This is a genomic window from uncultured Brevundimonas sp. (genome assembly GCF_937863155.1).
GTDB lineage: Bacteria > Pseudomonadota > Alphaproteobacteria > Caulobacterales > Caulobacteraceae > Brevundimonas.
Genome location: NZ_CALMFB010000025.1, coordinates 102,065 through 124,679, shown reverse-complemented (window position 1 = coordinate 124,679; position 22,615 = coordinate 102,065). Strand labels below are relative to the sequence as shown.

The following is a 22,615-nucleotide window of genomic DNA, read 5'->3' as shown; positions in this document are numbered from 1 at the left end:
TGACATGAACAACCGCCTCAAAGTCCTTCGCGCCGAGCGCGACTGGAGCCAGGCCGACCTGGCGCATCAGCTGGGCGTCTCGCGCCAGACCATCAATGCGCTGGAAACCGGCCGCTACGATCCGTCGCTGCCCCTGGCTTTCAAGATCGCCGCGGTCTTCGACCAGCCGATCGAATCCATCTTCTCGGCCTGAATCCGCCGCCCCATTTCCGTACACAGGATCAATACCCATGACCTTCATCCCCGCCATCGTCTCCACCGCCGGTCGCCTGAGTCGCGCCGTCGCCGGGGGCGCGCTTGGCCTGCTGCTGACCGCGACGGTCGCCCTGCCCGCCCTGACGCCGACCCCTGCGGCGGCCCAGAACGCGGCCCCGGACGCGGCTCCCGAAGCGGCCCCGGCCCTGTGGGTGGTGCGCGACGCGGATTCCACCCTGTATCTGTTCGGCTCGGTCCATGTGCTGAAGCCCGGCACCGACTGGCGCACCGATCGCGTGGACCAGGCCTTCGCCGCGGCCCAGGACGTCTGGTTCGAACTCACCAATCCCGACGACGCGGCGGCCGCCGTTCCCTTCATCCAGCGGCATGGCGTGTCCCGTGACCGTCCCCTGTCCAGCCGCCTGAGCGCCGAGGACTTCGGTCGCCTGGATGTCGCCGCCCGCGCCATCGGCGCCAGCGCCGCCCAGATGGACCCGATGCGTCCCTGGTTCGCCGCCATGAACCTGACCATGTCGCAACTGATCCAGGCCGGTTTCCAGCCCGGCACGGGCGTGGACCTGATCATGCTCAAACGCGCCCGCGAAGAGGGCAAGGACATCCATGGCTTCGAGACGATGGACCAGCAGCTGGGCATCTTCGCCGGCCTGGACGAAGCCACCGAGATGTCGATGCTGCAGTATTCGCTCGACGGTTTCGAACACGCCGACCAGATCGTGGACGGCATGGTTCTGGCCTGGCGCACAGGCGATACCGATGGCCTGGACCGCGTCATGCACACCGAATGGAAGGCGGATTTCCCGGCCGTCTATGACGCCCTGCTGACCCAGCGCAACATCGACTGGGCCAATCAGATCCAAGAGCGTCTGAAGGGGTCCGGCGTGACCATGGTCATCGTCGGCGCGGGCCACCTGGTCGGTTCCGACAGCGTCCAGGCCCAGCTGGCCCAGCGCGGCATCACCGCCACCCGCGTCGAATAGACGCCCGCGTTTTCCGCGACGTCAAAGGCCCGGCCGTCGCGCCGGGCCTTTTCTTTTGCGCCTGCCCGTCTATGGTCCGCGCCCTGCCGACACGGCCCGGCGCGGGTATAGTTCAGAGGTAGAACGTCAGCTTCCCAAGCTGAATGTCGCGAGTTCGATTCTCGCTACCCGCTCCAAGCCGTCAGTTTTTCAGCCGCCAGGTCGCGCCCCGGGGCCCGTCCATCACCACGACATTCAGTTCGGTCAGCCGGTCGCGGATGCGGTCGGCGGCGGGCCAGTCCTTGGCGGCGCGGGCGGCCATGCGCTGGTCCAGCAGGGCTTCGACCTCGGCGCGCAGGGCGTCGTCCACCTCGCCTTCCAGCCAGGCGGCCGGATCGGATTGCAGCACGCCCAGAATGTCGGCGCAGGCGATCAGCCGTCCCTTGGCCAGGCCGGCGGCGGCCGTGTCGCCCGCCGTCATGGCCCGCTCGATCTCGCTGGACAGGGCGAACAGGGTCGCCATGGCGCCGGGGGTGTTCAGGTCGTCCTCGATCGACTTCAGGAAGTCGGCCGGCGCCTCATCGGTCGCGGCCGGGACCGCCGCCGCGCGGTGCAGGGCGCCATACAGCCGGTCCAGGTTCTTCTTCGACTGGTCCAGCAGCGCCTGGTTCCAGTCCAGCGGCTGGCGGTAATGGGCGCTCAACAGGGCCCAGCGCACCACCTCGCCCGGCATCGACTGCACCAGATCGTGCAGCAGCAGGACATTGCCGATCGACTTGGACATCTTTTCCGCATCGACGGTCAGGAAGCCGTTGTGCATCCAGTAGCGGGCGTATTCGTCGTGCGCGGCGGCGCCGTGGGCGTGACCGTGGGCGCAGACGCCCTGGGCGATCTCATTCTCATGGTGCGGAAAAACCAGATCGATGCCGCCGCCGTGGATGTCGATTGGCAGGCCCAGGTTTTCCTCGATCATGGCCGAGCATTCGATGTGCCAGCCGGGCCGCCCGTCGCCCCACGGCGACGGCCAGGACGGCTCGCCCGGCTTGGACGGTTTCCACAGCACGAAGTCGTGCGGGTTCCTCTTGTAGGGGGCCACCTCGACCCGCGCCCCGGCGATCATGTCGTCCAGATTGCGCCCCGACAGCGCGCCATAGGCCGGATAGGCGGCGACGTCGAACAGCACATGGCCTTGCGCCGCATAGGCGCAGCCGGCGTCGACGATGGCGCCGATCTGGGCGACGATGGCGTCCATATGGTCGGTGACGTGCGGGGCGATGTCCGGCGGGCTGACGTTCAGCCGGGCCATGTCATCGAGGTACGCCGCCTCGTACCGCGCCGTGATCGTGCCGATGGGCGCGCCTTCCTTGGCCGCCTTGGCGTTGATCTTGTCGTCCACGTCAGTGACGTTGCGGGCGTAGATCACCTTGTCCGCCCCATAGGTCCGGCGCAGCAGCCGCACCAGAACGTCGAACACCACCGGCGGCCGCGCATTGCCGATGTGGGCGTAATCATAGACGGTGGGGCCGCAGACATAGAGGGTCACCCGGCTCGGATCGCGCGGTTCGAACAGGCGCTTTTCACGGCGCAGGGTGTCGTGGATATGCAGCGGCATCGTCTCAGGGTCGCCCAAGTTTTCTTGCAGGACGCAAGGGAAGGTCCATATAGCCGGGCGAAGGCGCGGATAAACCCCGCGCGCAGAAAGACAGACACCGAAATGAGCGCACCCTCCGCCAAGCCCGTTCTGGTCGGCGCCCCCAAACAGCGTCCGTCGCGCGAGGCGGCGATGGAGGCGGTGCGCACCCTGATCGCCTGGGCCGGCGACGATCCCGAACGCGAGGGCCTGGTCGACACCCCCCGCCGCGTGGTCGACGCCTATGGCGACTGGTTCCAGGGTTATGACGCCGATGTGGCCAAGGAACTGAGCCGCACCTTCGAGGACGTCCAGGGCTATGACGACATGGTCATGCTGCGCGACATCGAGGTGGAGAGCCACTGCGAGCATCACATGGCCCCCTTCCTGGGCCGGGCCTATGTCGCCTATGTGCCGACCGACAAGGTGGTGGGCATCTCCAAGATCGCGCGGGTGGTCGAGATCTTCTCGCGCCGGCTACAGACCCAGGAGACCCTGACCCAGGAGGTCGCCGCCGCCCTCGAATCGCATCTGGCGCCCGCCGGCGTCGCCGTTCTGATCGATGCGGCGCACCAGTGCATGACCACGCGCGGGGTGCACCACCGCCACGTCTCGACCCTGACGACCCGTTTCACCGGCGTGTTCAAGACCGATCCGGCCCTGATGGACCGGTTCCTGAAGCTGGCGGGCCGCGGCTGACCGGTTTCGCCTGACGCGGGTATTTTCGCACGGGGAACCGCCAGGCGTCCGAGACCGCTTTACAAGCGCGGCGCGGGACGCCAAGAGACGTATCCGAAAGCACAAGCTCGGCCCGCGCGCCTCGCGCCGGCCCAAGATGGAGACGACAGCGCATGGGCGCCAAACTTTCCGGCCCGGGCGGCCAAGGCGGCAGGACCATCGAACAGAACAGCGACATCAACGTCACGCCGTTCGTCGACGTGATGCTGGTTCTGCTGATCATCTTCATGGTGGCGGCGCCGCTGGCCACCGTCTCGATCCGCCTGGACCTGCCCCCGGCGGTTCCGAGCACCGACCCCAACCCCAAGGAACCGGTGTACATCACCATCCAGGAAACGGGTGAACTGTTCATCGCGACCGTGCCGACCACCATCGCGACCCTGGCCGCCGATGTCTGCGCCGCCCAGGAAGTGACCACCGACTGCCGCGAAGAGCGCGTCTTCGTCCGCGCCCAGCCGGAAGTCCGCTACAATCAGTTCATGGAAGTCATGAACGAGATGCAGGAAAAAGGCTTCTTCAAGGTCGGCCTGCTGAACGAAGACATCGAATAGGCGGATCGCCCTTTCGACCGGATCAGGCCGCGCCCTTCGGGACGCGGCCTTTTTCGTGCGTCGCGCCAACTGGGGAACAGGTGACAGACGCCGCCGCGCCGCCTAAGCCAGCGGCATGGCCTACAAGTCCCTGCGCGACTTCATCGACATTCTGGAAGCCGAGGGCGAGCTGGTGCGCGTCGCCGAGCCGGTTTCGACCCATCTGGAGATGACCGAGATCCAGACCCGCCTGCTGCGCAACGGCGGCCCGGCGGTGCTGTTCGAAAAGCCCATGATGCCCGACGGCTCGATCAGCCCCATCCCCTGCCTGGCCAATCTGTTCGGCACGGTGAAGCGGGTGGCCATGGGGGTGACGCTGGACAAGAAGCGCCGCAGCACGCCGGGAGAACTGCGCGAAGTCGGCGAACTGCTGGCCTTTCTACGTAACCCCACCCCGCCGCGCGGCCTTGGCGACGCCATGGAGATGCTGCCCCTGGCCCAGACCGTGATGTCGATGCGGCCCAAGACGGTGAAGACCGCCCCGGTGCAGCAGGTGGTGCTGAAGGGCGACCAGATCGATCTGACGGCCTTGCCGATCCAGGGCTGCTGGCCCGGCGAGCCGGCGCCGCTGATCACCTGGGGCCTGGTGGTGACCAAGGGGCCGTCGGACGCGGCCGAGGACGATTTCAACCTGGGCATCTATCGGATGCAGGTGCTGGGCAAGGACAAGGCCATCATGCGCTGGCTGGCCCACCGGGGCGGCGCCCAGCATTACGCCCGGCACAAACAGGCCGGAAAGCGCGAGCCCCTGCCCGCCGCCGTGGTGCTGGGGGCCGATCCGGGCACCATTCTGGCCGCCGTGACGCCGGTGCCGGACACCTTGTCGGAATATCAGTTCGCGGGCCTGCTGCGCGGCGCCAAGGCCGAGCTGGTCCCCTGCAAGACCGTGCCGCTGATGGTCCCGGCCCAGGCCGAGATCGTGCTGGAGGGCCACGTGCTGCTGGACGAGCATGCGGACGAAGGCCCCTATGGCGACCACACCGGCTATTACAACTCGGTCGAGACCTTCCCGGTGTTCCAGGTCACGGCCATCACCATGCGGCGCGACCCCATATATCTGACCACCTTCACCGGCCGTCCGCCGGACGAACCCAGCGTGCTGGGCGAGGCGCTGAACGAGGTGTTCATCCCCCTGTTGCGCGCCCAGTTCCCCGAGATCACCGACTTCTGGCTGCCGCCCGAGGGGTGCAGCTATCGCATCGCCGTGGTGTCGATGAAGAAGGCCTATCCGGGCCACGCCAAGCGGGTGATGCTGGGCGTCTGGAGTTACCTTCGCCAGTTCATGTACACGAAATGGGTCATCGTCGTGGACGACGACATCGACGCCCGCGACTGGAAAGACGTCATGTGGGCCGTCTCGACCAAGATGGACCCGGCGCGCGACATCACCCTGATCGAGAACACGCCGATCGACTATCTGGACTTCGCATCGCCCGAGAGCGGCCTGGGCTCCAAGATCGGCCTGGACGCCACCGACAAATGGCCGCCCGAGACCAAGCGCGAATGGGGCGGGGAAATCCGCATGGACGAGGCGGTGATCCAGCGGGTGACCGACATCTGGGATCGCCTGGGCCTGCCCGGAGACGCCGCGCCGATCTGGAAATGACGGCGAAGCGGGCTAAGGTCGCGTTTTCGTCGCCAGTCCGAGGCCCGATCGTCATGAAGCGTCTCGCCGCCCTGGCCGCCCTGTTGCTGATTGTACCGAGCGCCGCCATGAGCCAGTCCGTCCCCAACACCCCCGCCTGGGACCAGCCCTTCCTGCCGCCGCCGCCGGAATGGGACGGCGCCAGCCGCGTCCTGCTGCGAGATGCGGGCGACCGCTGGGCCACGGATTTCGAGCGTGACCCCGAGCATGACTTCTCGCCCGACTATGCCGACACCCGCGCCTGGTTCGACCGGCTGGACGCGGCGTCGGACCTGATCCGCATAGAACAGTTCGGCGTCTCGCCCGAGGGCCGGCCCATCTATGCCGTCATCGCATCCAAGGACGGCGCGGCCTTCGATCCGGCCAAGCCGATTCTGCTGGCCCAGGCGGGCATCCATCCTGGCGAGATCGACGGCAAGGACGCGGGCATGATGCTGCTGCGCGACATCGCCTTCTATGGAAAGTCCGAGTTGCTGGACCGGGTCAACCTGATCCTGATCCCCATCCTGTCGGTGGACGGGCATGAGCGGTCCGGCCCCTATTCGCGCCCGAACCAGCGCGGGCCGCGCACCCAGGGCTGGCGCAACACCGCCACCAACCAGAACCTGAACCGCGACTATATGAAGATGGACCAGGCCGAGATGCGCGCCGTGCGTGGCCTGATCCTGAAATACCGGCCCGACCTGTATGTGGACATCCACGTCACCGACGGCATGGATTATCAGTATGACGTCACCTTCGGCTACAATGGCGAGAACGGCGTCTGGAGCCGCAGCCCCGCCACCGCCCGCTGGCTGGACGACGCCTTCAAGCCCGGCGTCTATGCGGCGCTGGAGGCGCAAGGCCATATCCCCGGCGAACTGGTGTTCGGCGTCGATGACGCCGATCCGAAGAAGGGGCTGTCGGACGGCGGCCTGGGGGAACGGTTCTCGAACGGCTGGGGCTCGGCCGCCCATGTGCCGACGATCCTGATCGAAAACCACAGTCTGAAGCCGCACGAACAGCGGGTGCTGGGAACCTATGTCTTCCTGGAAGCGGCGATGCGTCTGCTGGCGGATCGGGGCGGCGACCTGCGCGCGGCTGTCGACGCCGACCGCGCCCTGCGCCCGGCCGAGATCCCGACCAATTTCGAAGCGGACCCGACGCCCGCCTATACCCGCGCCTTCAAGGGCATCCGCTACGAGACCTATTTCAGCCCGGCCTCGGGCCGCGAGGAGATCCGCTGGCTGGGCCAGGCGGACCCCGAGGTCTGGAGCCTGCCCTTCTACGGCTCGCGCCCGACGCTGACCCTGGCGCGGCCCGAGGCTTATTGGGTGCCCGCCCACCGCCCCGACGTGATCGAGCGCCTGCGCGCCCATGGGATCGAGATGGAGGTGCTGGACCAGCCGCGCACCGTCACGGTGCAGATGCTGCGGCTGGTCGATCCCCAGGTGTCGCCCCGCGCCAGCGAAGGCCATGTGCCGATCCGCGTCACCCAGGTGACGCCCGAAGACCGCGACTGGACCTTCCCGCCCGGCTCGGTGCGCGTGCCGACCGATCAGGATCTGGGCGACATCGCGGTGCTGTTGCTGGAGCCGCAATCGGCCGAAAGCCTGTTCGCCTGGGGCCTGTTCCCCGAGGTTCTGGGCCGGGTGGAGTATATCGAGGCCTACGCCATCGCGCCCCTGGCCGAGCGGATGCTGGCGGCCGATCCGGCGCTGAAGGCCGCGTTCGAGGCGAAACTGGCCGCCGACGCCGCCTTCGCCGCCGATGGCGATGCGCGCCTGGCATGGTTCTATGAGCGGACGCCCTTCTATGACGACCGCTTCCGTCTGTATCCGATCGCGCGGGAGGTGCGCTGATGACCGACGCCTTGCATGCGGCGGGCCTGTGGGCCGGGCTGCTGATCCTTCTGATGGTGGTGCTGTCGACCATGGTGGTGTCGCGACGGCGGCGGCGGCTGGTGTCGTTCGGCGACGGCGGGCATGACGATCTGGCCGCCGCCAGCCGCGCCTTCGGCAACGCCAGCGAATATGCCCCCGTCGGCATCGCCGCCCTGATCCTGCTGGCCCTGCTGGGCGCGCCCGAGATCGCCGTTCACGCCATCGGCGCCACCCTGTTCGTCGGCCGGGTGGTGCACGCCCTGGGCCTGCTGTTCCAGCGCGGCCCGTCGCTGGGCCGGGTGCTGGGGATGGTTCTGACCTATCTGGCGCTGATCGTCTCGGCGGGCGGCCTGATCGTGCTGGCCTTCCTGTAAGGCCGTTGCGGCGGGGCGGACGGTCCGCCATATCGGGGCATGGCCGCCTCCCCCCAAAGCTCCCCCGATAGCTCAGCCGAAATCCTGCATGATCTGGTCGCCGCCGCCATGAAGGGCGGGGCCGACGCGGCCGAGGCCGTCAGCGCCCATCGCAGCGCCCTGTCCGTCGGGGTGCGCAACGGCGCCCTGGAGGATGTCGAGCGCGAGGAAAGCCGCGACCTGGGCCTGCGGGTCTTCATCGGGCGGCGCCAGGCGACCGTGTCGGCCTCTGACCTGTCGCCCCAGACGCAGGGACGCCTGGTCGAACGGGCCGTGGCCATGGCCCGGCTGGCGCCCGAAGACCCCTATGCCGGCCTGGCGCCCCAGGACCGGCTGGCGCAAGGCCCCCTGGCCGACCTGGACCTGTACGACGCCACGCCCCGCACGGCCCAGGCGCTGGAACAGGCGGCGGCCCAGGCCGAGGCTGCGGCTCTGGCCGTGCCGGGCGTTTCAAAATCCGAGGGCGGCCACGCCGGCTGGTCCGAAAGCGAATGGCGCCTGGTCACCAGCCATGGATTCGAAGGCGCCTATCGCGGCAGCGGTCATTCCCTGGGCGTCGGCGTCATCGCCGAAAAGGACGGCGCCATGGAACGCGGCGGCGAAAGCCGCACGACCCGCCATCTGTCGGATCTGCCCGACGCCGAAAGCATTGGCGCCGAGGCGGGCAAGCGCGCGGTGGCCCGCACCGGCCCGCGCAAGATCGCCTCGACCACCGCGCCGGTGATCTTCGAAAACCGCATCGCGACCCAGGTGCTGTCGCCCCTGATCCAGGCCATCGCCGGGCCGGCGGTGGCGCGCGGCGTGTCCTTCCTGAAGGACAGTCTGGACCAGCGGCTGCTGCCCCAAGGCATCGATCTGATCGATGATCCGTTCCGCCCGCGCGGCCTGGGCTCGACCCCCTTCGATGACGAGGGCGTGGCGGTCACACGCCGGGCGCTGGTTCAGGACGGCGTCCTGACCACCTGGCTGCTGAACAGTTCGGCGGCGGCGCAGTTGGGCCTGGAATCGACCGGCCACGCCTCGCGCGGGCTGGCGGGGCCGCCCGGGGTTTCGACGCACAATCTGCACCTGGCGCCCGGCGATGCGGACCTGGACGGCCTGATCGCCCAGGCGGGGACGGGCCTGCTGGTCGCATCCATGTTCGGGCCGTCGCTGAACCCCAACACCGGCGACTGGTCGGCGGGGGTGTCGGGCTTCTGGTTCGAGAACGGCGCCATCGCCTATCCGGTCAGCGAGGTCACCGTGGCGGGCAAGCTGACCGACCTTTACGCGCGCCTGCAACGCGGATCGGACCTGCAGTTCCGCGGCGCCTTCAACAGTCCGTCGCTGCTGTTCGACGCGGTGGCGATCGCGGGCAAATGACCGGCGCAGACCCCGATTGGCGCGAGGATCTGGCCCTGATCCGTCAGGCGGCCCAGGCGGCGGGCGACCTGGCCTTAAGCGAACGCGAGGCGGGGCTGAAGGTCTGGTCCAAATCGGGCGGGTCGCCGGTCACCAGCGCCGACATGGCCGTGGACCGCCTGTTGCGCGACACCCTGCTGTCCGTCCGGCCCGACTATGGCTGGCTGTCGGAAGAGACGGCGGATTCGCCCGAGCGGCTGGATCGGCGCCGCATCTTCGTGGTCGATCCGATCGACGGCACCGTGGCCTATATGAAGAACCGGCCCTGGTGGTGTGTGCCCATCGCCGTGATCGAGGATGGCCGCCCCGTCGCCGCCGTCATCCACGCCCCGGCGTTGAACGAGACCTATGAGGCCGTGCTGGGCGATGGCGCGCGAATGAACGGCCGGACCCTGCACGCCTCGGACGTCGAGACGCTGGATGACGCGGCCATGCTGGCCGACGCGCGGCTGATGGAAGGCCCCCTGTGGCCCGAGCCGTGGCCTCCGATGCGGTTCGAAAAGCGAAACGCCATCGCCTATCGCATGGCGCTGGTCGCCGCCGGGGCGTTCGACGCCGCCGTGGCGCTGACGCCAAAATGGGACTGGGACGTGGCCGCTGGGGCCCTGATCGCCGCCGAAGCGGGCGCACGGGTGACCGATCACCATGGCGAGGCCTGGCGTTTCAACCGCCCCGATCCGCGCCAGGCCAGCCTGGTCTGCGCCGCGCCGGCTTTGCACCCGTTGATCGTGGCGCGATGTGCGACTATCCCGCTGGCGCCATAACCTGCCCGTTATCCTTCCTCCCCAGGAGCCGTCATGCCTTCGACCCAAGCCGACACCCCGCAACTGCTGCACCTCGTCATCGGCGGCGAGTTGCGTCACCTGGACGCCCCGGTGTTCCGCGACCTGTCCCAGGTCGAATTCGTCGGCGCCTTCGGCAGCTATGACGAGGCCAAGAAGGCCTGGAAGGCCCGCGCCCAGGCCACGGTGGACAACGCCCACATGCGCTATTTCATCCTGCATGCGCACAAGCTGATCGACCCGCGCGCCGACGACTGAGGCGGAACCCCGGCCACCGCCTGCGCGCTGAAGCGCCAGGCTTGAAGACGGAGATCGACCATGACCAGCTTTCTGATCGTCCTGGCCCTTCTGGCGCTGGCGGTGGGCATTGTGGTCTGGGCCACGCGCCGCAGGCCCGCCCGCCCCTATCAACAGCGGCTGGAGCAGGACACGGCCTGGAACGACCCGATCACCCCCGTCGACGCCGCGCCGGCTGACATCGACAATGCCGTCGCGCCGGACCCCTTCGCCGGCGCCCCGTCGCGCCCGGATTCCCACGGTCAGGAGCCGCGCCCATGACCCTGTTCGGCCAGACCTTCGACGCCCAGCAGATCTTCGGCCTGGTCAGCCTGCTGAGCCTGCTGGTGCTGTGGCTCTTCGTCCTGCGGGGCGAGCGCGGCTACGCCCGTTGGTTCAAACAGTGGGAGGCCGACCGCAAGGCCCGCCGCGACGCCGAACTGGCGCGTGAGGCCGATCAGGCCGCCCCCCGGGATCGTCGCGGCCCCTGGGGCTGAAACCGCCGCCTATTCGCGCCGCAGCAGCCGTTCGGTCAGCAGGGTTCCCCACCACGACGCCTTGAAGTCGGCGCGGATGGCCTTGGGGTCATAGTCCGGCCGCTCGACCCATTGCAGCAGGTCCAGGCCCTCAGGTTCGCCCTCGGCGACATAGCGTTCCAGCACATAATCCAGCACCCCGGTCTGGCCTTCGCGATGATGCAGGGTGCGCTTGCCCAGTTCGGCCATGGCGACCGACACCGGCTGGCCCAGATGGAAATGCCGGTACATCACCGCCATCAGTCCGGCCCGGTCCGCCCCGGACTTGCAGTGGATCAGGGCGGGATAGTCGATCGTGCGGAACAGGTCGCGCGCCCGGCGCACCCTGTCAGCGCCAGGCGCGTCACGCGAATCCAGCGGCGCGTCGATCAGCGTCAGGCCCAGGCGGCGACAGGCGTCGGCCTCCAGCCAGTAATAGGGTTCGTTCCGCGCCCCGCGCAGATTGACCACGGTGCGCACGCCACGCCGTTTCCAATAGGCCAGCTGTCCCGGCGACGGCTGGTTGGTGCGCACCAGGTCCGGCCCCAGCCAGTGGGCGTTGGAAAACGCCGTGCGCAGGAAGGCGTGATCCCCCCAGAAATAGCGCCAATGGGCCTTGAATCGGCCCCATCGCGTGCTCAGGTCCGCGCCGGTCATGGCCTGCTCTTTAGGGCCTTGCGCGCCGGGCGTCATCCGCCCGGCTTGACTTGACCGCCCAGCCGTCCGACCGAGGGCCGATGACCGAGACGACCGTCCCGTCCGAACCCCAGCCCCTGCGCCCGCTGATGGCGCGCATCTGGCGCGACTATCTTTCGCATCATGTCGGCGCCCTGGCCGCGGCCATGGCCTGCGCCGGCGTGGCCGGCATCATGTCGGCCACCGTGCTGCAACTGCTGGAGCCGGCCATCGACGGCCTGTTCCAGGGCGCGCCGGTCAAGGTGTGGGGCCTGGTCCAGGTTCCGGCCGGGCGGGCGCTGCATTACATCCCCGCCCTGATCATCGGCGTGGCCCTGGTGTGGACGGCGGCGGCCCTGGGCCAGGCGGCCCTGGTCAACCGGCTGGGTCACGGCATCGTCGGCGACATCCAGATCCGACTGTTCGGGGCCATGATCCGCGCCGATCTGGCCCGCCTGCGCAGCCAGCATTCGGGCGCCTTCGTCTCCAGCGTGCTGTTCGACGCCAATCTGGTGCGCGAGGCCTTCACCAACGGCGTGGTCAACTACACCCAGCACGGCCTGACCCTGGTCGCCGTGATGGGGGCCATGGCCTTCATCGACTGGCGGCTGACGCTGATCGTGCTCTTGGGCGCGCCGATGATCAGCCTGGTGCTGCGCCGCTTCTCGCGCCGGACGCGCAAGGCCACGACCGGGGCGATGAAGGAGACCGAGGTTCTGTCCACCGCCCTGATGGAGAATCTGGACGGGGTGCGGCTGATCAAGATCGAGAACCGCGAAGCGGCCGAAGAGGCCCGCGTGGGCGAGGTGGTGGGCCGGCGCCAGCGCCATGTCATCAAGTCCGCCGACGCCCGCGCCTTCGCCGGCCCGACCAGCAATCTGGTGGCCATGATCGTGGTCGCGGCCGTGATGGCCTATGCCGGATGGCGGGCGCAGCAGGGCGCCATGACGGTGGGCGCCTTCGCCGCCTTCATCGGCCTGCTGATGGCGGCGGGCCAGTCGCTGCGCCAGGTGACCAATCTTCAGACGGTGATGACCGAGGGGCTGACGGCCGCGCGGCGCCTGTTCGACGCCCTGGACATCCAGCCCGAGATCCGCGAGGCGGCCGACGCCGCCTCCCTGCCGCGCGGCCCGGCCGAGGTGCGGCTGGACGGCGTGTCCTTCGCCTATGGAACCGGCGCCCCGACCCTGCGCGACGTGTCGATCACCGTACGGCCGGGCGAGACCGTGGCCCTGGTCGGCCCGTCGGGCGGGGGCAAGTCGACGATCCTGAGCCTGCTGCCGCGCTTCTATGACGTGACCGGGGGCGCGGTGACGATCAACGGCCGGGACGTGCGGGGGCTAAAGCTGCACGACCTGCGCGACCATATCGCCCTGGTGACGCAGGAGCCCTTTCTGTTCGACGACACCATCGCCGCCAACATCGCCTATGGCCGCCCCGGCGCGACGCAAGGTCAGATCGAGGAAGCGGCCCGGGCGGCGGCGGCGCACGACTTCATCACCGCCCTGCCCGACGGCTATCAGACGCGTGGCGGCGAAGGCGGCCTGCGGCTGTCGGGCGGCCAGAGGCAACGGATCGCCATCGCCCGCGCCTTTCTGAAGGATGCGCCCATCCTGCTGCTGGACGAGGCGACCAGCGCCCTGGACACCGAGAGCGAGGCCCTGGTCCAGGCGGCGCTGGAGCGGCTGATGCAGGGGCGGGCCACCCTGATGATCGCCCACCGCCTGTCGACCGTGCGGGGCGCCGACCGCATCTATGTGATCGAGGCCGGGCGGGTGGTCGAAGAAGGATCGCACGCCGATCTGCTGGCCTTGGGCGGTCTCTACGCCCGGCTGGCGCGGCAGCAGTCGCTGGACGGCGGCCCGATGGTGGGAGACGTGGCGTGAGGCCGCTGCGGATTCCCTGGGTCCAGGCCAGCCTGGCCTGGGTTCTGGCGTCATGGATGCAGCTGTGTTTCGTCACCATGCGCTGGTCGCGCGAGAACGAGGCGGCGGCCCAGGCGGTCTGGGCCCAGGGCGGCGGGGTGCTGTGCGTCTTCTGGCATTCGCGTCTGTCGCTGGCGCCCGGCGCCTGGCCGCTGGACCGCGCCCAGCCGGTCAAGGGTCTGATCTCCCTGTCGGCGGACGGCGAATTCCTGGCCAAGGCCATGGCGCGGGTCGGCTTTCCCGCCGTGCGCGGATCGTCGGCCAACAAGGACAAGGCGGCCCAGGCCAAGGGCGGCTCGCAGGCCCTGCGCGACGGCCTGCGCCAGCTGAAGGTCGGCGGCCTGGCCATCACCCCCGACGGCCCGCGCGGCCCGGCCGGCGTCATGGCCGAGGGATTGGGCGCCCTGGCGCGGATGTCGGGGGCGCCGGTGGTGCTGATGGGCCTGTCGTGCAGCCCGGCCATCCGGCTGAACTCGTGGGACCGGGCCATACTGCCCCTGCCGTTCGGCCGCGCCGCCATCGTCTGGGATGTGGTCGCCTGGCCCGAGGGCGGCGAAACGGCCGCCGTCCTGGCCGACTGGACCGAACGGCTGAACGCCGCCGAGGCGCGGGCCGACGCCCTAGTCGGGGCGGGGCGCGACTGAGATGAGCCTGGCGCTGGCCCTTTACCGCTGGCTGACCGGCCTGGTCGAGCCGCTGGCCCCGCGCCTGCTGGACGCCCGCGTACGGCGCGGCAAGGAAGACGATGATCGCGTTGACGAACGGCTGGGCTATGCCGGGGCCGCACGGCCGGACGGCGCCCTGGTCTGGCTGCATGGCGTCAGCGTGGGCGAGGCGGTGTCCCTGCTGCCGCTGGTCGAACGGTTCCGAAAGGCGCGCCCGGATCTGGCCATACTGGTCACCACCGGCACGGTGACGGCGGCGGGCGTGATGGCCGAGCGCCTGCCCGACGGCGTGATCCACCAGTATGCGCCGGTCGATGCGCCGGGCGTGGTCGGCCGGTTTCTGGATCACTGGCGCCCGTCGCTGGCGGTGTTTGTGGAAAGCGAGTTGTGGCCCAATCTTCTGACCCAGGCGCGGGCGCGCGGCGTGCGGACCGCCCTGGTCAGCGCGCGGGTGACGGAAAAGACGGTGGCGGGCTGGCGCCGGTTCGCAGGGACGGCGCGCGAGCTGCTGGGCGGGTTCGACCTGGTCATGCCCCAGGACACGGCCTCGGCCGAGCGGCTGGCGTCCCTGGGCGCGCGCATCGACGGCCACGCCAATCTGAAGCTGGCGGGCGGCCCCCTGCCCCATGACGCCAGCATCTTCAGCCGCCTGTCGGCCGCCATCGGCGACCGGCCCGTGGTCGCCGCCGTCAGCACCCATGAGGGCGAGGAGATCGCCATCGTCCGCGCCCTGGATCGCCTGGCCGAACGGCTGTTCCTGATCGTGACGCCCCGCCACCCCGAGCGAGGGCCAGAGGTCGCCCAGGCCCTGGCGCGCGACGGCTATCGCTTCGCCCTGCGATCCCAGGGCCAGCCGGTGACGGGCGAGACCGACATCTATGTGGTCGATACGCTGAACGAGATGGGGCTGGTGCTGCGGTTGGCGGATGTGGTGGTCATGGGCGGCTCGTTCGCACCGGCCCTGGGGCTGGCGCCGGTTGGCGGGCACAATCCTTTGGAACCGGCGCGGCTGAGCAAGCCGGTGGTCGCCGGGCCGGACGCCGCCAACTGGGCCGCGGTGACGCAGGGGCTGGCGGACGCAGGGGGCCTGACGGTCGTGGCCATGCCTTCGGACCTGCCGGGCGTGGTCGGCCCATTGCTGGCCCAGCCGGACGACGCCCGCGCCATGGGCGAGCGGGCGCGACGCGCGGCGGCCGAGGCGTCATCGGACCTGGACCGCCTGTGGACCGCGCTGGAGCCGATCCTGCCGCCCGCGCCGGGCCGGAGGCGTCGATGAGCCTGTCGACCCCCCGCTGGTGGTATCGCCGCGACCGCAGCCATGCGCCGGTGACCCGTTTCCTGCTGAAGCCTCTGTCGTGGGTCTGGGCGGGGGTGACGGCGCGGCGCATCGCGCGGGCGGTTCCGGTCGATCCCGGCGCGGCGGTGATCTCGGTCGGAAACCTGACGGTGGGGGGATCGGGCAAGACGCCGGTGTCTCGCGAGATCCTAAGGCTGCTGCGGGCCCAGGGGATCGAGGCCCAGGCCCTGTCGCGCGGCTATGGCGGGCGGCTGGCGGGGCCGACGCGGGTCGATCCGGCCACCCATACGGCCGCCGATGTGGGGGATGAGCCGCTGATGCTGGCGCGCGACGCCCCGGCCTGGGCCGCGCGGGATCGCGTGTCGGGGGCGCAGGCCGCAGTCGCGGGGCGCGCACAGGCCCTGGTGCTGGACGACGGGCACCAGAACCCGGCGCTGAACAAGACCGTCAGCCTGATCGTGGTGGACGGCGAGACACGCGACGGCGAATGGCCGTTCGGCGACGGATCGGTGTTTCCGTCCGGCCCGATGCGCGAGCCGCTGAAGGCCGGGCTGGCGCGGGCCGACGCCGTGGTCATCCTGGCGCCCGGCGACGCCGACACCATTGACGGCGAACTGGTCGCCCTGTTCCGGCCCCTGCCGGTGTTCGCCGCGCGACTGGTCCCCGCCGAGCCGCCACCTGGCGGGCCTCAGGTCGGGTTCGCGGGGGTGGCCAAGCCGTGGAAGGTCGAGCGGTCGCTGATCGCCGCCGGATGCGACCTGGTGGACTTCGTCCCCTTCCCCGACCACGCCGCCTTCGGCCCCAAAGACCTGGCCTTCCTGGCCGAGCGGGCCGCGGTGATGGGCGCGGGCCTGGTGACCACGGAAAAGGACTGGGTGCGTCTGCCGCCCGAATGGCGCGAGCGCGTGCACGCCTGGCCCGTGGCGGCCCGGTTCGAGGATCAGGCGGGCTTCACCGCCTTCCTGGCCGAACGGATCGCCGCCTATTCGTCGTCGCGATAGACGACGCCGCCCTTCATCACGAAACGCATCCGCTCCAGCTCGGTGACATCGCTCAGCGGATCGCCCGCCACGGCCACCAGGTCGGCCGGCATGCCCGGCGCGATCCGGCCCGCCTCGGCCGCCAGACCCAGATGTTCGGCCGCGTTGACCGTGGCGGTGCGGATGGCCTCGATCGGCGTCAGGCCCGCCCGGACCAGCAGGGCGAACTCGCCGGCGTTGTCGCCGTGGGCCGAGACGCCGGAATCGGTGCCGAAGGCGATCCGCACCCCGCCCGCATGGGCGCGGCGCACCATGTTCAGCATCAGCGGCCCGGCCTGAAGCGCCTTAGCCGTCTGGGCCGGGGTGAAGAAATTGTCCGGACCTGAGGCGATGCGGGTGACGAAATCCCCGGCCATCAGAGTGGGCACCAGCCAGGCGCCGTTCTGGCGGAACAGGCGGATGGAGTCGGCGTCGACATAGGTGCCGTGTTCGATCGAATCCCCGCCGGCGCGCAGGAAGGCGTTGACCCCGTCGGCGCCGTGGGCGTGGGCGGTGACGCGGCGGCCCATCCGGTGTCCGGCCTCGATGATGCCGGCCAGCTCGGCGTCCGAAAACTGCTGGGCCAGGCCCGCGGCGGTGTTGGACAGCACCCCGCCCGTGGCCGTGATCTTGATGATGTCGGCCCCGGCCCGCACCTGAAGCCGCACCGCGCGCATGCAGTCCTCCGGTCCCGAACAGATGTTCTCGCCGGTGAACATATGCATGATGTCTTCGCGATAGCCGTTGATGTCGCCATGGCCGCCATGGACCGACACCGCCGCGCCCGAGGCCAGGATGCGCGGCCCCGGCACGTCGCCGCGCCGGATGGCGTCGCGCAGGGCGAAGATGGATTCATTGGACGCGCCCAGGTCGGCCACGGTGGTGAAGCCTGCCATCAGGGTCGAACGCGCGTGCCGGGCGCCGATCAGGGCCTGGTCCGATTCCGACTGGGTCACCCCGTCCAGGCGCGAACTGGCGCTGGTTTCGCCGGTCAGATGCACATGGCTGTCGATCAGGCCCGGCAGGACGAAGGCGTCGCGCAGATCGACCACCCGGCCTTCGCCCACGAAGCCGTCGCGGATTTCGACCACCCGGCCGTCCCGGATCACGAGAGTTTTATCCCGCTGGACGGAACCTTCCGCCGGGTCGGCCAGCAGGCGTCCAGCCTGGACGAACACGGTTTCGCCCCCTGCGGGAATGCCCTGCGATTCCGGGCCTTGGCGCGCCTGTGCGGGCGCGGAAACAGCGATGGCGGCGGTCAGGGCCAGGATGACGGATTTCATGGGCTCCCCCTTAAGGAACGGTCCTGCACCATAGACACAGGGTCGCATCCGCCAAGGCTCAGGTTGAAACCACCGCCCGGTTTTGAAACAACCCGTCACTTCCTGTGAACATGCGAGGGGCGTCGCATGCGGCTTTCGAGACGTGGACTGATCCTGGGCGGCTCCGCCCTTCTGGCCGGGTGTTCCTCGGCGGCGTCGACCCAGCTTGCGCCATCGGCCGCCAGCCTGGCGCCGTCGGCCCCGGCGGTCGATCCTGCGCCGCGCGTGGTCATGGCGGCCCAGCAGCCCGTCACGCCCCCGCCCCTGGATCCCGCCAACCGCGTGCGCAAGGATCTGATGGACCGCGCCCTGGCCGCCCTGGACGTGCACCACCGCCGCATCCCCCTGCGCGACCGGATGTATCTGGTCGATTTCCAGCGCTTCTCGGGCGAAGAGCGTCTGTATGAGGTCGATCTGGTCACCGGCCATGTCGCGGCCTTCCGCACCAGTCACGGCCGCGGCTCGGACCCGGCGCATTCGGGGTTCGCCCGCGACTTCTCGAACCGCCCGGACAGCCACATGTCCTCGGTCGGCAGCTTCGTGACCGCCGGGGCCAACTGGGGCCCGCAGCAGGGGCCGAACGTGCTGCTGGACGGGCTGGAGTACTCCAACGACCGAGCGCGCGAGCGGGCCATCATCGTGCATGGCGCCGACTACGCCGACCCGGACTTCCTGGCTCGCGAAGGCAAGCTGGGCCGCAGCTACGGCTGTTTCTCGACCGCCCATGCCGACCTGCCGATGCTGCGCGAGCGGATGGGCGAGGGCCGGCTGCTGTTCGCCTTCGCCTGACAAGCGGCGTCGGGCGTCGTAAAGCGGCCTCTGCGATAGAGGACGCGCGCCATGGACGACACCCTGCACCTTGACCATCTGATCGGCGGACGCCGCGTCGGCGGCCCGCGCGGCGCCGAAATCCGCAACCCGTCCGACACCGACGAGGTGGTGGCCCTGACGCCCCAGGGCGGCCCGGCCGAGGTGGACGCCGCCGTCACCGCCGCGCGCGCCGCCTTCCCCGCCTGGTCCGAAGCCACGCCCGAGGCGCGCAGCGACGTGCTGGACCGCGCCGGAACCCTGCTGATGGAACGACGCGAGGCGATCGGGCGGCTGCTGTCGCGCGAAGAGGGCAAGACCCTGGCCGAAGGGATCGGCGAGACCATGCGCGCCGGGCGCATCTTCAAATATTTCGCGGGCGAGGCCCTGCGTCGTCATGGGCTGAACCTGGACAGCGTGCGGCCGGGCGTGGAGGTGCAGACCCGGCGCGAGGCGGTGGGGGTCTTTGGCCTGATCACCCCCTGGAACTTCCCCATCGCCATTCCGGCGTGGAAGGCGGCCCCGGCCCTTGCCTTCGGCAATACGGTGGTGATGAAGCCCGCCGGCCCGACGCCGGCGACCGCCAGCGCCCTGGCCGACGTCCTGATGGAGGCGGGCCTGCCTGAGGGGGTGTTCAACCTGGTCATCGGCCGCGGTGATGTTGGCCAGGCCATCGTCGACCATCCCGAGGTGGACGGCCTGTCCTTCACGGGGTCTCAGGGCGTGGGCGCGGGCGTGGCCCTGGGCGCCGCCAAACGTCAGGCGCGGGTGCAGCTGGAGATGGGCGGCAAGAACCCGCTGGTGGTGCTGGACGATGCCGATCTGGAGCGAGCGGTGATGGTGGCCCTGGACGGCGGCTTCTTCTCGACCGGCCAGCGCTGCACCGCGTCCAGCCGCCTGATCGTGACCGATGGCATCCACGACCGCTTCGTCGCCGCCTTGGCGGAAAGGGTCGCCGCGCTGAAGGTCGGTCACGCCCTGGCGCCCGACACCCAGGTCGGTCCCGCCGTCAGCCAGGGCCAGCAGGAGAACGACTACGCCTACATCGACATCGCGCGCGAGGCGGGCGGCCGCATCGCCGCCGGTGGCGAGCGCATCACCGCCGCCACGCCCGGCTGGTACGTCCAGCCGACCCTGATCGCCGACACCGACTCGGCCATGCGGATCAACCGGGAGGAGGTGTTCGGCCCCGTCGTCTCCACCGTGCGGGTGCGTGACTATGAAGAGGCCTTGTCCGTCGCCAACGGCACCGAGTTCGGCCTGTCATCGGGCATCGTCACCACCTCGCTGAAACACGCCCGCGATTTCCAGCGTCGGGTGCGGGCGGGGATGGTGATGGTCAATCTGCCGACCGCCGGGGTGGACTATCACGTGCCGTTCGGGGGTTCGAAGAAGTCCAGCTTCGGCCCGCGCGAGCAGGGCTTCGCGGCCATCGACTTCTACACCCAGACCAAGACGGCCTACAGCTGGGTCTGAGAACGCCACCCCGCCGCCTTTTCGTGTTTCACCGTTGAAATGACGGCGCAGCGAAGATGGCGCATCATGGGAGGATGAGCGCCGAACCGTCCGCCCGCATCCTGGTCGTCGATGACGACCCCGGCATCCGCGAGGTGCTGTGCGACTATCTGGCCCAGCACGGCTATGTCGCCACGGGCGTCGCCTCCGCCGCCGAGATGGACCAGGCCCTGGCCGCCGGAACGCCCGATGTGATGGTGCTGGACGTCATGATGCCGGGCGAGGACGGTCTGTCGGTCGTGCGGCGGCTGGCGGGCAAGGGGCCGCCGGTCATCATGCTCAGCGCCATGGGCGAGGATACCGACCGCATCGTCGGGCTGGAGCTGGGCGCCGACGATTATCTGGCCAAGCCGTGCAATCCGCGTGAACTGCTGGCGCGCATCCGCGCCGTGCTGCGTCGCCCGCGCGAGACGGCCACGGCCTCGACGCCGGCGCTCAGTTTCGCCGGCTGGCGGCTGGATCTGGTGCGACGCGAACTGACCCGGCCCGACGGTCTGGCGGTGATCCTGTCGGCGGGCGAGTTCGCCCTGCTGCGCGCCTTTGTCGAGCGGCCCGGACGGGTGCTGACCCGCGACCAGTTGCTGGAGCGCGCGCGTGGCGCCGACGCCGACGTCTTCGACCGCGCCATGGACGTCCAGATCAGCCGGCTGAGGAAGAAGCTGGACGACGGCTCAGGTCTGGAGCTGATCGTCACCCTGCGCGGCGAAGGCTACATGTTCGACGCCAAGGTCGAAAAGCGGTGAAACGCCCGTCCTCCCTGCCCGTGCTGGTTCAGGTCGGCGCCCTGGTCGCGGCGGCGGTGATCGCCACCCAGGCGGTGACCTTCGCCGTCGTGGTGCTGGGGCCCGACCCCCGGCCTGACGGCTTCAGCGTCGGCGCGGCGGCGGCGGCCCTGAAGGGCGAACCGGCCCAGACCCAGGATGGCCGCCCTCTGACCCGCCGGCTGGTTGATCGTCCGCCCAACGCGCGCGACGACAATCCGATGAGCCGCGTCATCTCGGCCCTGCTGGCGCGCGAACTGGGCGCGACGCCCGAGCGGGTGCGGGTGGTGTCGTCCGGCCCCAGACGACGGCCCTCCGACACCCGCGGCGAGGCCGCGCCGGACCGCATGATCCTGCGACGCGTCGAAGGCGACGGTCGGGAACGCCCGCCGGTGATCATCACCCGCCGCGCGGGCGAGACCCTGCCTCAGGTGTTGATCGGACCGGGACAAGGCTCAGACGAACAGAGCGCCGCCACCGACGCCGACGCGCCCGTCGTCACGGTCACCCCCGGCGGCGTGGTGACGACGGGCCGCCCGCCGCTGCGGATACGCCCGCAGCAGTCGCTGACCCTGCACACGCGCGATTTGGCGTTCGGGCCGTTCACGGCCGCCTATCGGCTGGACGACGGGCGGTGGGCGGTGGTCGAACCGCCGCGCGGTCTGCTGTCGCCCTGGCAACAGAGGTTGCTGCTGACCCTGGGGCTCAGCGTGCTGATCCTGGCGCCGCTGGTCTGGTGGATGGCGCGGCGCCTGACCCGGCCCATCCGCGCCTTCGCCCAGGCCGCCGAACGCCTGGGCGACAACCCCGAGGCGCCGCCGCTGGACCTGGGCGGACCGGCCGAGGTGCGCACGGCGGTGACTGCCTTCAACGACATGCAGGCGTCGATCCGCGTGCATATGCGCCAGCGCACCCAGACCATCGCCGCCATCGCCCACGACCTGCGCACGCCGCTGACCCGCCTGCGCTTCCGCGCCGAACAGGCGCCCGAGGCGGTGCGCGACCGCATGGCCGCCGATATCGAGGAGATGGATCACCTGATCGCCCAGGCCATGGCCTTTGTGCGCGGCGAGACGGCGCCTGACCTGCGTGAAGCCTTCGACCTGGCCGAGCTGGCGGCCGACTGCGTTCAGGGTTTCGCCGAGACGGGGGCCGATGTGGTCTTCCAAGGTCAGGGCGCGCTGCCCGTCATGGCCGACGCCGGCGCCTTGCGCCGGGCGCTGACCAATCTGATCGGCAATGCGGTCAAGTTCGGCGGCGGCGCGCGGGTCACCGCCCTGGCTCACGACGGCGCGGCCGTGATCACCGTCGAGGACGACGGCCCCGGCCTGGCGAACGACGAGCTGGAGCTGATGTTCGAGCCGTTCCAGCGCGGCGAACGCAGCCGCAACCGCGAAACCGGCGGCGCGGGCCTGGGACTGACCGTCGCACGCACGGCCGCGCGGGCAGCCGATGGGGACGTGGTTCTGCTGCGGCGCGACGGCGGCGGGCTGACCGCGCGCCTGCATCTGCCGCTGGCGTCCGGCGCGAAATAGACGCCTGGGCGCGTTACAGTCGATCACGGCTTGTTACATCGCCGGGGTTGAATCCCCGGCCGTGCGGTTC

Annotated in this window: 23 protein-coding genes and 1 tRNA gene; 21 read left to right on the top strand and 3 right to left on the bottom strand. The window is 70.0% G+C overall.

The features are described from left to right. The first annotated feature begins 4 nt into the window (after window positions 1-4). The 3 genes from Q0581_RS04735 to Q0581_RS04725 all read left to right on the top strand — a co-directional run bounded on the left by Q0581_RS04735 (window position 5) and on the right by Q0581_RS04725 (window position 1,369). Entirely contained in the window at window positions 5-193 is a 189-nt protein-coding gene (locus Q0581_RS04735) for a helix-turn-helix transcriptional regulator (RefSeq protein WP_298698074.1), read from the top strand. Window positions 194-230: 37 nt separating this feature from the next. Continuing rightward, window positions 231-1,193 (top strand): TraB/GumN family protein, encoded by a 963-nt coding sequence (locus tag Q0581_RS04730; RefSeq protein WP_298698072.1) that lies wholly within the window; start codon window positions 231-233, stop codon window positions 1,191-1,193. A 101-nt stretch (window positions 1,194-1,294) separates the two neighbouring features. Beyond that, window positions 1,295-1,369, top strand: a tRNA-Gly gene (locus Q0581_RS04725). A 5-nt stretch (window positions 1,370-1,374) separates the two neighbouring features. Here the strand turns inward: Q0581_RS04725 and cysS are convergent. Next, window positions 1,375-2,784 (bottom strand): cysteine--tRNA ligase, encoded by a 1,410-nt coding sequence (cysS, locus tag Q0581_RS04720; protein ID WP_298698071.1) that lies wholly within the window; start codon window positions 2,782-2,784, stop codon window positions 1,375-1,377. 102 nt (window positions 2,785-2,886) lie between these two features. Here cysS and folE point away from each other — a divergent pair, with 102 nt between their 5' ends. The 10 genes from folE (at window position 2,887) to Q0581_RS04670 (ending at window position 11,006) form a co-directional block, all read left to right on the top strand. Continuing rightward, complete coding sequence (gene folE / locus Q0581_RS04715) at window positions 2,887-3,501, top strand: GTP cyclohydrolase I FolE (RefSeq protein ID WP_298698069.1); 615 nt, start codon at window positions 2,887-2,889, stop codon at window positions 3,499-3,501. Window positions 3,502-3,653: 152 nt separating this feature from the next. Continuing rightward, window positions 3,654-4,091, top strand: a complete 438-nt coding sequence (locus Q0581_RS04710) for a biopolymer transporter ExbD (protein WP_298698067.1) — start codon at window positions 3,654-3,656, stop codon at window positions 4,089-4,091. A gap of 115 nt (window positions 4,092-4,206) precedes the next feature. Then, entirely contained in the window at window positions 4,207-5,736 is a 1,530-nt protein-coding gene (locus Q0581_RS04705; RefSeq protein WP_298698065.1) for a UbiD family decarboxylase, read from the top strand. A 53-nt stretch (window positions 5,737-5,789) separates the two neighbouring features. After that, window positions 5,790-7,616 carry a M14 family metallopeptidase gene (locus tag Q0581_RS04700; protein ID WP_298698063.1) on the top strand — a complete coding sequence of 609 codons (1,827 nt, stop codon included), beginning with the start codon at window positions 5,790-5,792 and terminating at the stop codon, window positions 7,614-7,616. Further along, the gene (locus Q0581_RS04695; protein ID WP_298698061.1) at window positions 7,616-8,011 is read left to right on the top strand and encodes an MAPEG family protein; all 396 of its coding nucleotides are present in this window, start codon (window positions 7,616-7,618) and stop codon (window positions 8,009-8,011) included. Before Q0581_RS04700 ends, Q0581_RS04695 begins: the two co-directional genes overlap by 1 nt. A 39-nt stretch (window positions 8,012-8,050) precedes the next feature. After that, a complete protein-coding gene (locus Q0581_RS04690; RefSeq protein WP_298698059.1) occupies window positions 8,051-9,412 on the top strand; it encodes a TldD/PmbA family protein in 1,362 nt (453 codons plus the stop codon). Further along, window positions 9,409-10,215: a 3'(2'),5'-bisphosphate nucleotidase CysQ gene (locus Q0581_RS04685; protein WP_298698056.1), complete on the top strand. Its 807-nt coding sequence runs from the start codon at window positions 9,409-9,411 to the stop codon at window positions 10,213-10,215. Before Q0581_RS04690 ends, Q0581_RS04685 begins: the two co-directional genes overlap by 4 nt. 33 nt (window positions 10,216-10,248) lie before the next feature. Beyond that, window positions 10,249-10,491, top strand: coding sequence for a DUF4170 domain-containing protein (locus Q0581_RS04680; RefSeq protein WP_298698055.1), 243 nt, complete (start codon window positions 10,249-10,251; stop codon window positions 10,489-10,491). A gap of 60 nt (window positions 10,492-10,551) precedes the next feature. Continuing rightward, entirely contained in the window at window positions 10,552-10,791 is a 240-nt protein-coding gene (locus Q0581_RS04675) for a hypothetical protein (RefSeq protein ID WP_298698054.1), read from the top strand. Continuing rightward, entirely contained in the window at window positions 10,788-11,006 is a 219-nt protein-coding gene (locus Q0581_RS04670) for a hypothetical protein (protein WP_298698052.1), read from the top strand. Before Q0581_RS04675 ends, Q0581_RS04670 begins: the two co-directional genes overlap by 4 nt. Before the next feature lie 9 nt (window positions 11,007-11,015). On the opposite strand, the gene Q0581_RS04665 is transcribed toward Q0581_RS04670, so the two are convergent. Further along, window positions 11,016-11,681: a sulfur transferase domain-containing protein gene (locus Q0581_RS04665; RefSeq protein ID WP_298698050.1), complete on the bottom strand. Its 666-nt coding sequence runs from the start codon at window positions 11,679-11,681 to the stop codon at window positions 11,016-11,018. 80 nt (window positions 11,682-11,761) lie between these two features. Here Q0581_RS04665 and Q0581_RS04660 point away from each other — a divergent pair, with 80 nt between their 5' ends. From Q0581_RS04660 to lpxK, 4 genes are read left to right on the top strand one after another with little or no spacing between them, the layout of a single operon-like run. Next, entirely contained in the window at window positions 11,762-13,585 is a 1,824-nt protein-coding gene (locus tag Q0581_RS04660) for an ABC transporter ATP-binding protein (protein ID WP_298698048.1), read from the top strand. Next, window positions 13,582-14,268 carry a lysophospholipid acyltransferase family protein gene (locus tag Q0581_RS04655; RefSeq protein WP_298698045.1) on the top strand — a complete coding sequence of 229 codons (687 nt, stop codon included), beginning with the start codon at window positions 13,582-13,584 and terminating at the stop codon, window positions 14,266-14,268. Before Q0581_RS04660 ends, Q0581_RS04655 begins: the two co-directional genes overlap by 4 nt. A gap of 1 nt (window position 14,269) precedes the next feature. Beyond that, on the top strand, window positions 14,270-15,565 hold the full coding sequence (locus Q0581_RS04650) for a 3-deoxy-D-manno-octulosonic acid transferase (protein ID WP_298698044.1): 1,296 nt from the start codon (window positions 14,270-14,272) through the stop codon (window positions 15,563-15,565). After that, window positions 15,562-16,587: a tetraacyldisaccharide 4'-kinase gene (gene lpxK, locus Q0581_RS04645; RefSeq protein ID WP_298698042.1), complete on the top strand. Its 1,026-nt coding sequence runs from the start codon at window positions 15,562-15,564 to the stop codon at window positions 16,585-16,587. The genes Q0581_RS04650 and lpxK overlap by 4 nt, the downstream gene beginning before the upstream one ends. On the opposite strand, the gene Q0581_RS04640 is transcribed toward lpxK, so the two are convergent. Then, complete coding sequence (locus Q0581_RS04640; protein ID WP_298698040.1) at window positions 16,569-17,888, bottom strand: amidohydrolase family protein; 1,320 nt, start codon at window positions 17,886-17,888, stop codon at window positions 16,569-16,571. The genes lpxK and Q0581_RS04640 overlap by 19 nt on opposite strands. 126 nt (window positions 17,889-18,014) lie before the next feature. Here Q0581_RS04640 and Q0581_RS04635 point away from each other — a divergent pair, with 126 nt between their 5' ends. The 4 genes from Q0581_RS04635 to Q0581_RS04620 all read left to right on the top strand — a co-directional run bounded on the left by Q0581_RS04635 (window position 18,015) and on the right by Q0581_RS04620 (window position 22,545). Then, window positions 18,015-18,716, top strand: coding sequence for a murein L,D-transpeptidase catalytic domain-containing protein (locus Q0581_RS04635; protein WP_298698038.1), 702 nt, complete (start codon window positions 18,015-18,017; stop codon window positions 18,714-18,716). Window positions 18,717-18,767: 51 nt separating this feature from the next. Continuing rightward, on the top strand, window positions 18,768-20,210 hold the full coding sequence (locus Q0581_RS04630) for an aldehyde dehydrogenase family protein (protein ID WP_298698036.1): 1,443 nt from the start codon (window positions 18,768-18,770) through the stop codon (window positions 20,208-20,210). A 74-nt stretch (window positions 20,211-20,284) separates the two neighbouring features. Then, window positions 20,285-20,992 (top strand): response regulator transcription factor, encoded by a 708-nt coding sequence (locus Q0581_RS04625; protein ID WP_298698034.1) that lies wholly within the window; start codon window positions 20,285-20,287, stop codon window positions 20,990-20,992. Continuing rightward, window positions 20,989-22,545: an ATP-binding protein gene (locus Q0581_RS04620; protein WP_298698032.1), complete on the top strand. Its 1,557-nt coding sequence runs from the start codon at window positions 20,989-20,991 to the stop codon at window positions 22,543-22,545. Before Q0581_RS04625 ends, Q0581_RS04620 begins: the two co-directional genes overlap by 4 nt. Window positions 22,546-22,615: the final 70 nt, after the last annotated feature.

What these genes read in the sequence shown, in the direction of transcription:
- Q0581_RS04665 (WP_298698050.1), bottom strand. Translation starts at nt 11,681, where the DNA reads ATGACCGGCGCGGACCTGAGCACGCGATGGGGCCGATTCAAGGCCCAT.
- Q0581_RS04640 (WP_298698040.1), bottom strand. Translation starts at nt 17,888, where the DNA reads ATGAAATCCGTCATCCTGGCCCTGACCGCCGCCATCGCTGTTTCCGCG.
- Q0581_RS04680 (WP_298698055.1), top strand. Translation starts at nt 10,249, where the DNA reads ATGCCTTCGACCCAAGCCGACACCCCGCAACTGCTGCACCTCGTCATC.
- Q0581_RS04650 (WP_298698044.1), top strand. Translation starts at nt 14,270, where the DNA reads ATGAGCCTGGCGCTGGCCCTTTACCGCTGGCTGACCGGCCTGGTCGAG.
- Q0581_RS04690 (WP_298698059.1), top strand. Translation starts at nt 8,051, where the DNA reads ATGGCCGCCTCCCCCCAAAGCTCCCCCGATAGCTCAGCCGAAATCCTG.
- Q0581_RS04735 (WP_298698074.1), top strand. Translation starts at nt 5, where the DNA reads ATGAACAACCGCCTCAAAGTCCTTCGCGCCGAGCGCGACTGGAGCCAG.
- Q0581_RS04660 (WP_298698048.1), top strand. Translation starts at nt 11,762, where the DNA reads ATGACCGAGACGACCGTCCCGTCCGAACCCCAGCCCCTGCGCCCGCTG.
- Q0581_RS04730 (WP_298698072.1), top strand. Translation starts at nt 231, where the DNA reads ATGACCTTCATCCCCGCCATCGTCTCCACCGCCGGTCGCCTGAGTCGC.
- folE (WP_298698069.1), top strand. Translation starts at nt 2,887, where the DNA reads ATGAGCGCACCCTCCGCCAAGCCCGTTCTGGTCGGCGCCCCCAAACAG.
- Q0581_RS04670 (WP_298698052.1), top strand. Translation starts at nt 10,788, where the DNA reads ATGACCCTGTTCGGCCAGACCTTCGACGCCCAGCAGATCTTCGGCCTG.
- Q0581_RS04635 (WP_298698038.1), top strand. Translation starts at nt 18,015, where the DNA reads ATGCGGCTTTCGAGACGTGGACTGATCCTGGGCGGCTCCGCCCTTCTG.
- Q0581_RS04700 (WP_298698063.1), top strand. Translation starts at nt 5,790, where the DNA reads ATGAAGCGTCTCGCCGCCCTGGCCGCCCTGTTGCTGATTGTACCGAGC.
- Q0581_RS04685 (WP_298698056.1), top strand. Translation starts at nt 9,409, where the DNA reads ATGACCGGCGCAGACCCCGATTGGCGCGAGGATCTGGCCCTGATCCGT.
- Q0581_RS04705 (WP_298698065.1), top strand. Translation starts at nt 4,207, where the DNA reads ATGGCCTACAAGTCCCTGCGCGACTTCATCGACATTCTGGAAGCCGAG.
- Q0581_RS04625 (WP_298698034.1), top strand. Translation starts at nt 20,285, where the DNA reads ATGAGCGCCGAACCGTCCGCCCGCATCCTGGTCGTCGATGACGACCCC.
- Q0581_RS04710 (WP_298698067.1), top strand. Translation starts at nt 3,654, where the DNA reads ATGGGCGCCAAACTTTCCGGCCCGGGCGGCCAAGGCGGCAGGACCATC.
- Q0581_RS04695 (WP_298698061.1), top strand. Translation starts at nt 7,616, where the DNA reads ATGACCGACGCCTTGCATGCGGCGGGCCTGTGGGCCGGGCTGCTGATC.
- Q0581_RS04630 (WP_298698036.1), top strand. Translation starts at nt 18,768, where the DNA reads ATGGACGACACCCTGCACCTTGACCATCTGATCGGCGGACGCCGCGTC.
- cysS (WP_298698071.1), bottom strand. Translation starts at nt 2,784, where the DNA reads ATGCCGCTGCATATCCACGACACCCTGCGCCGTGAAAAGCGCCTGTTC.
- lpxK (WP_298698042.1), top strand. Translation starts at nt 15,562, where the DNA reads ATGAGCCTGTCGACCCCCCGCTGGTGGTATCGCCGCGACCGCAGCCAT.
- Q0581_RS04675 (WP_298698054.1), top strand. Translation starts at nt 10,552, where the DNA reads ATGACCAGCTTTCTGATCGTCCTGGCCCTTCTGGCGCTGGCGGTGGGC.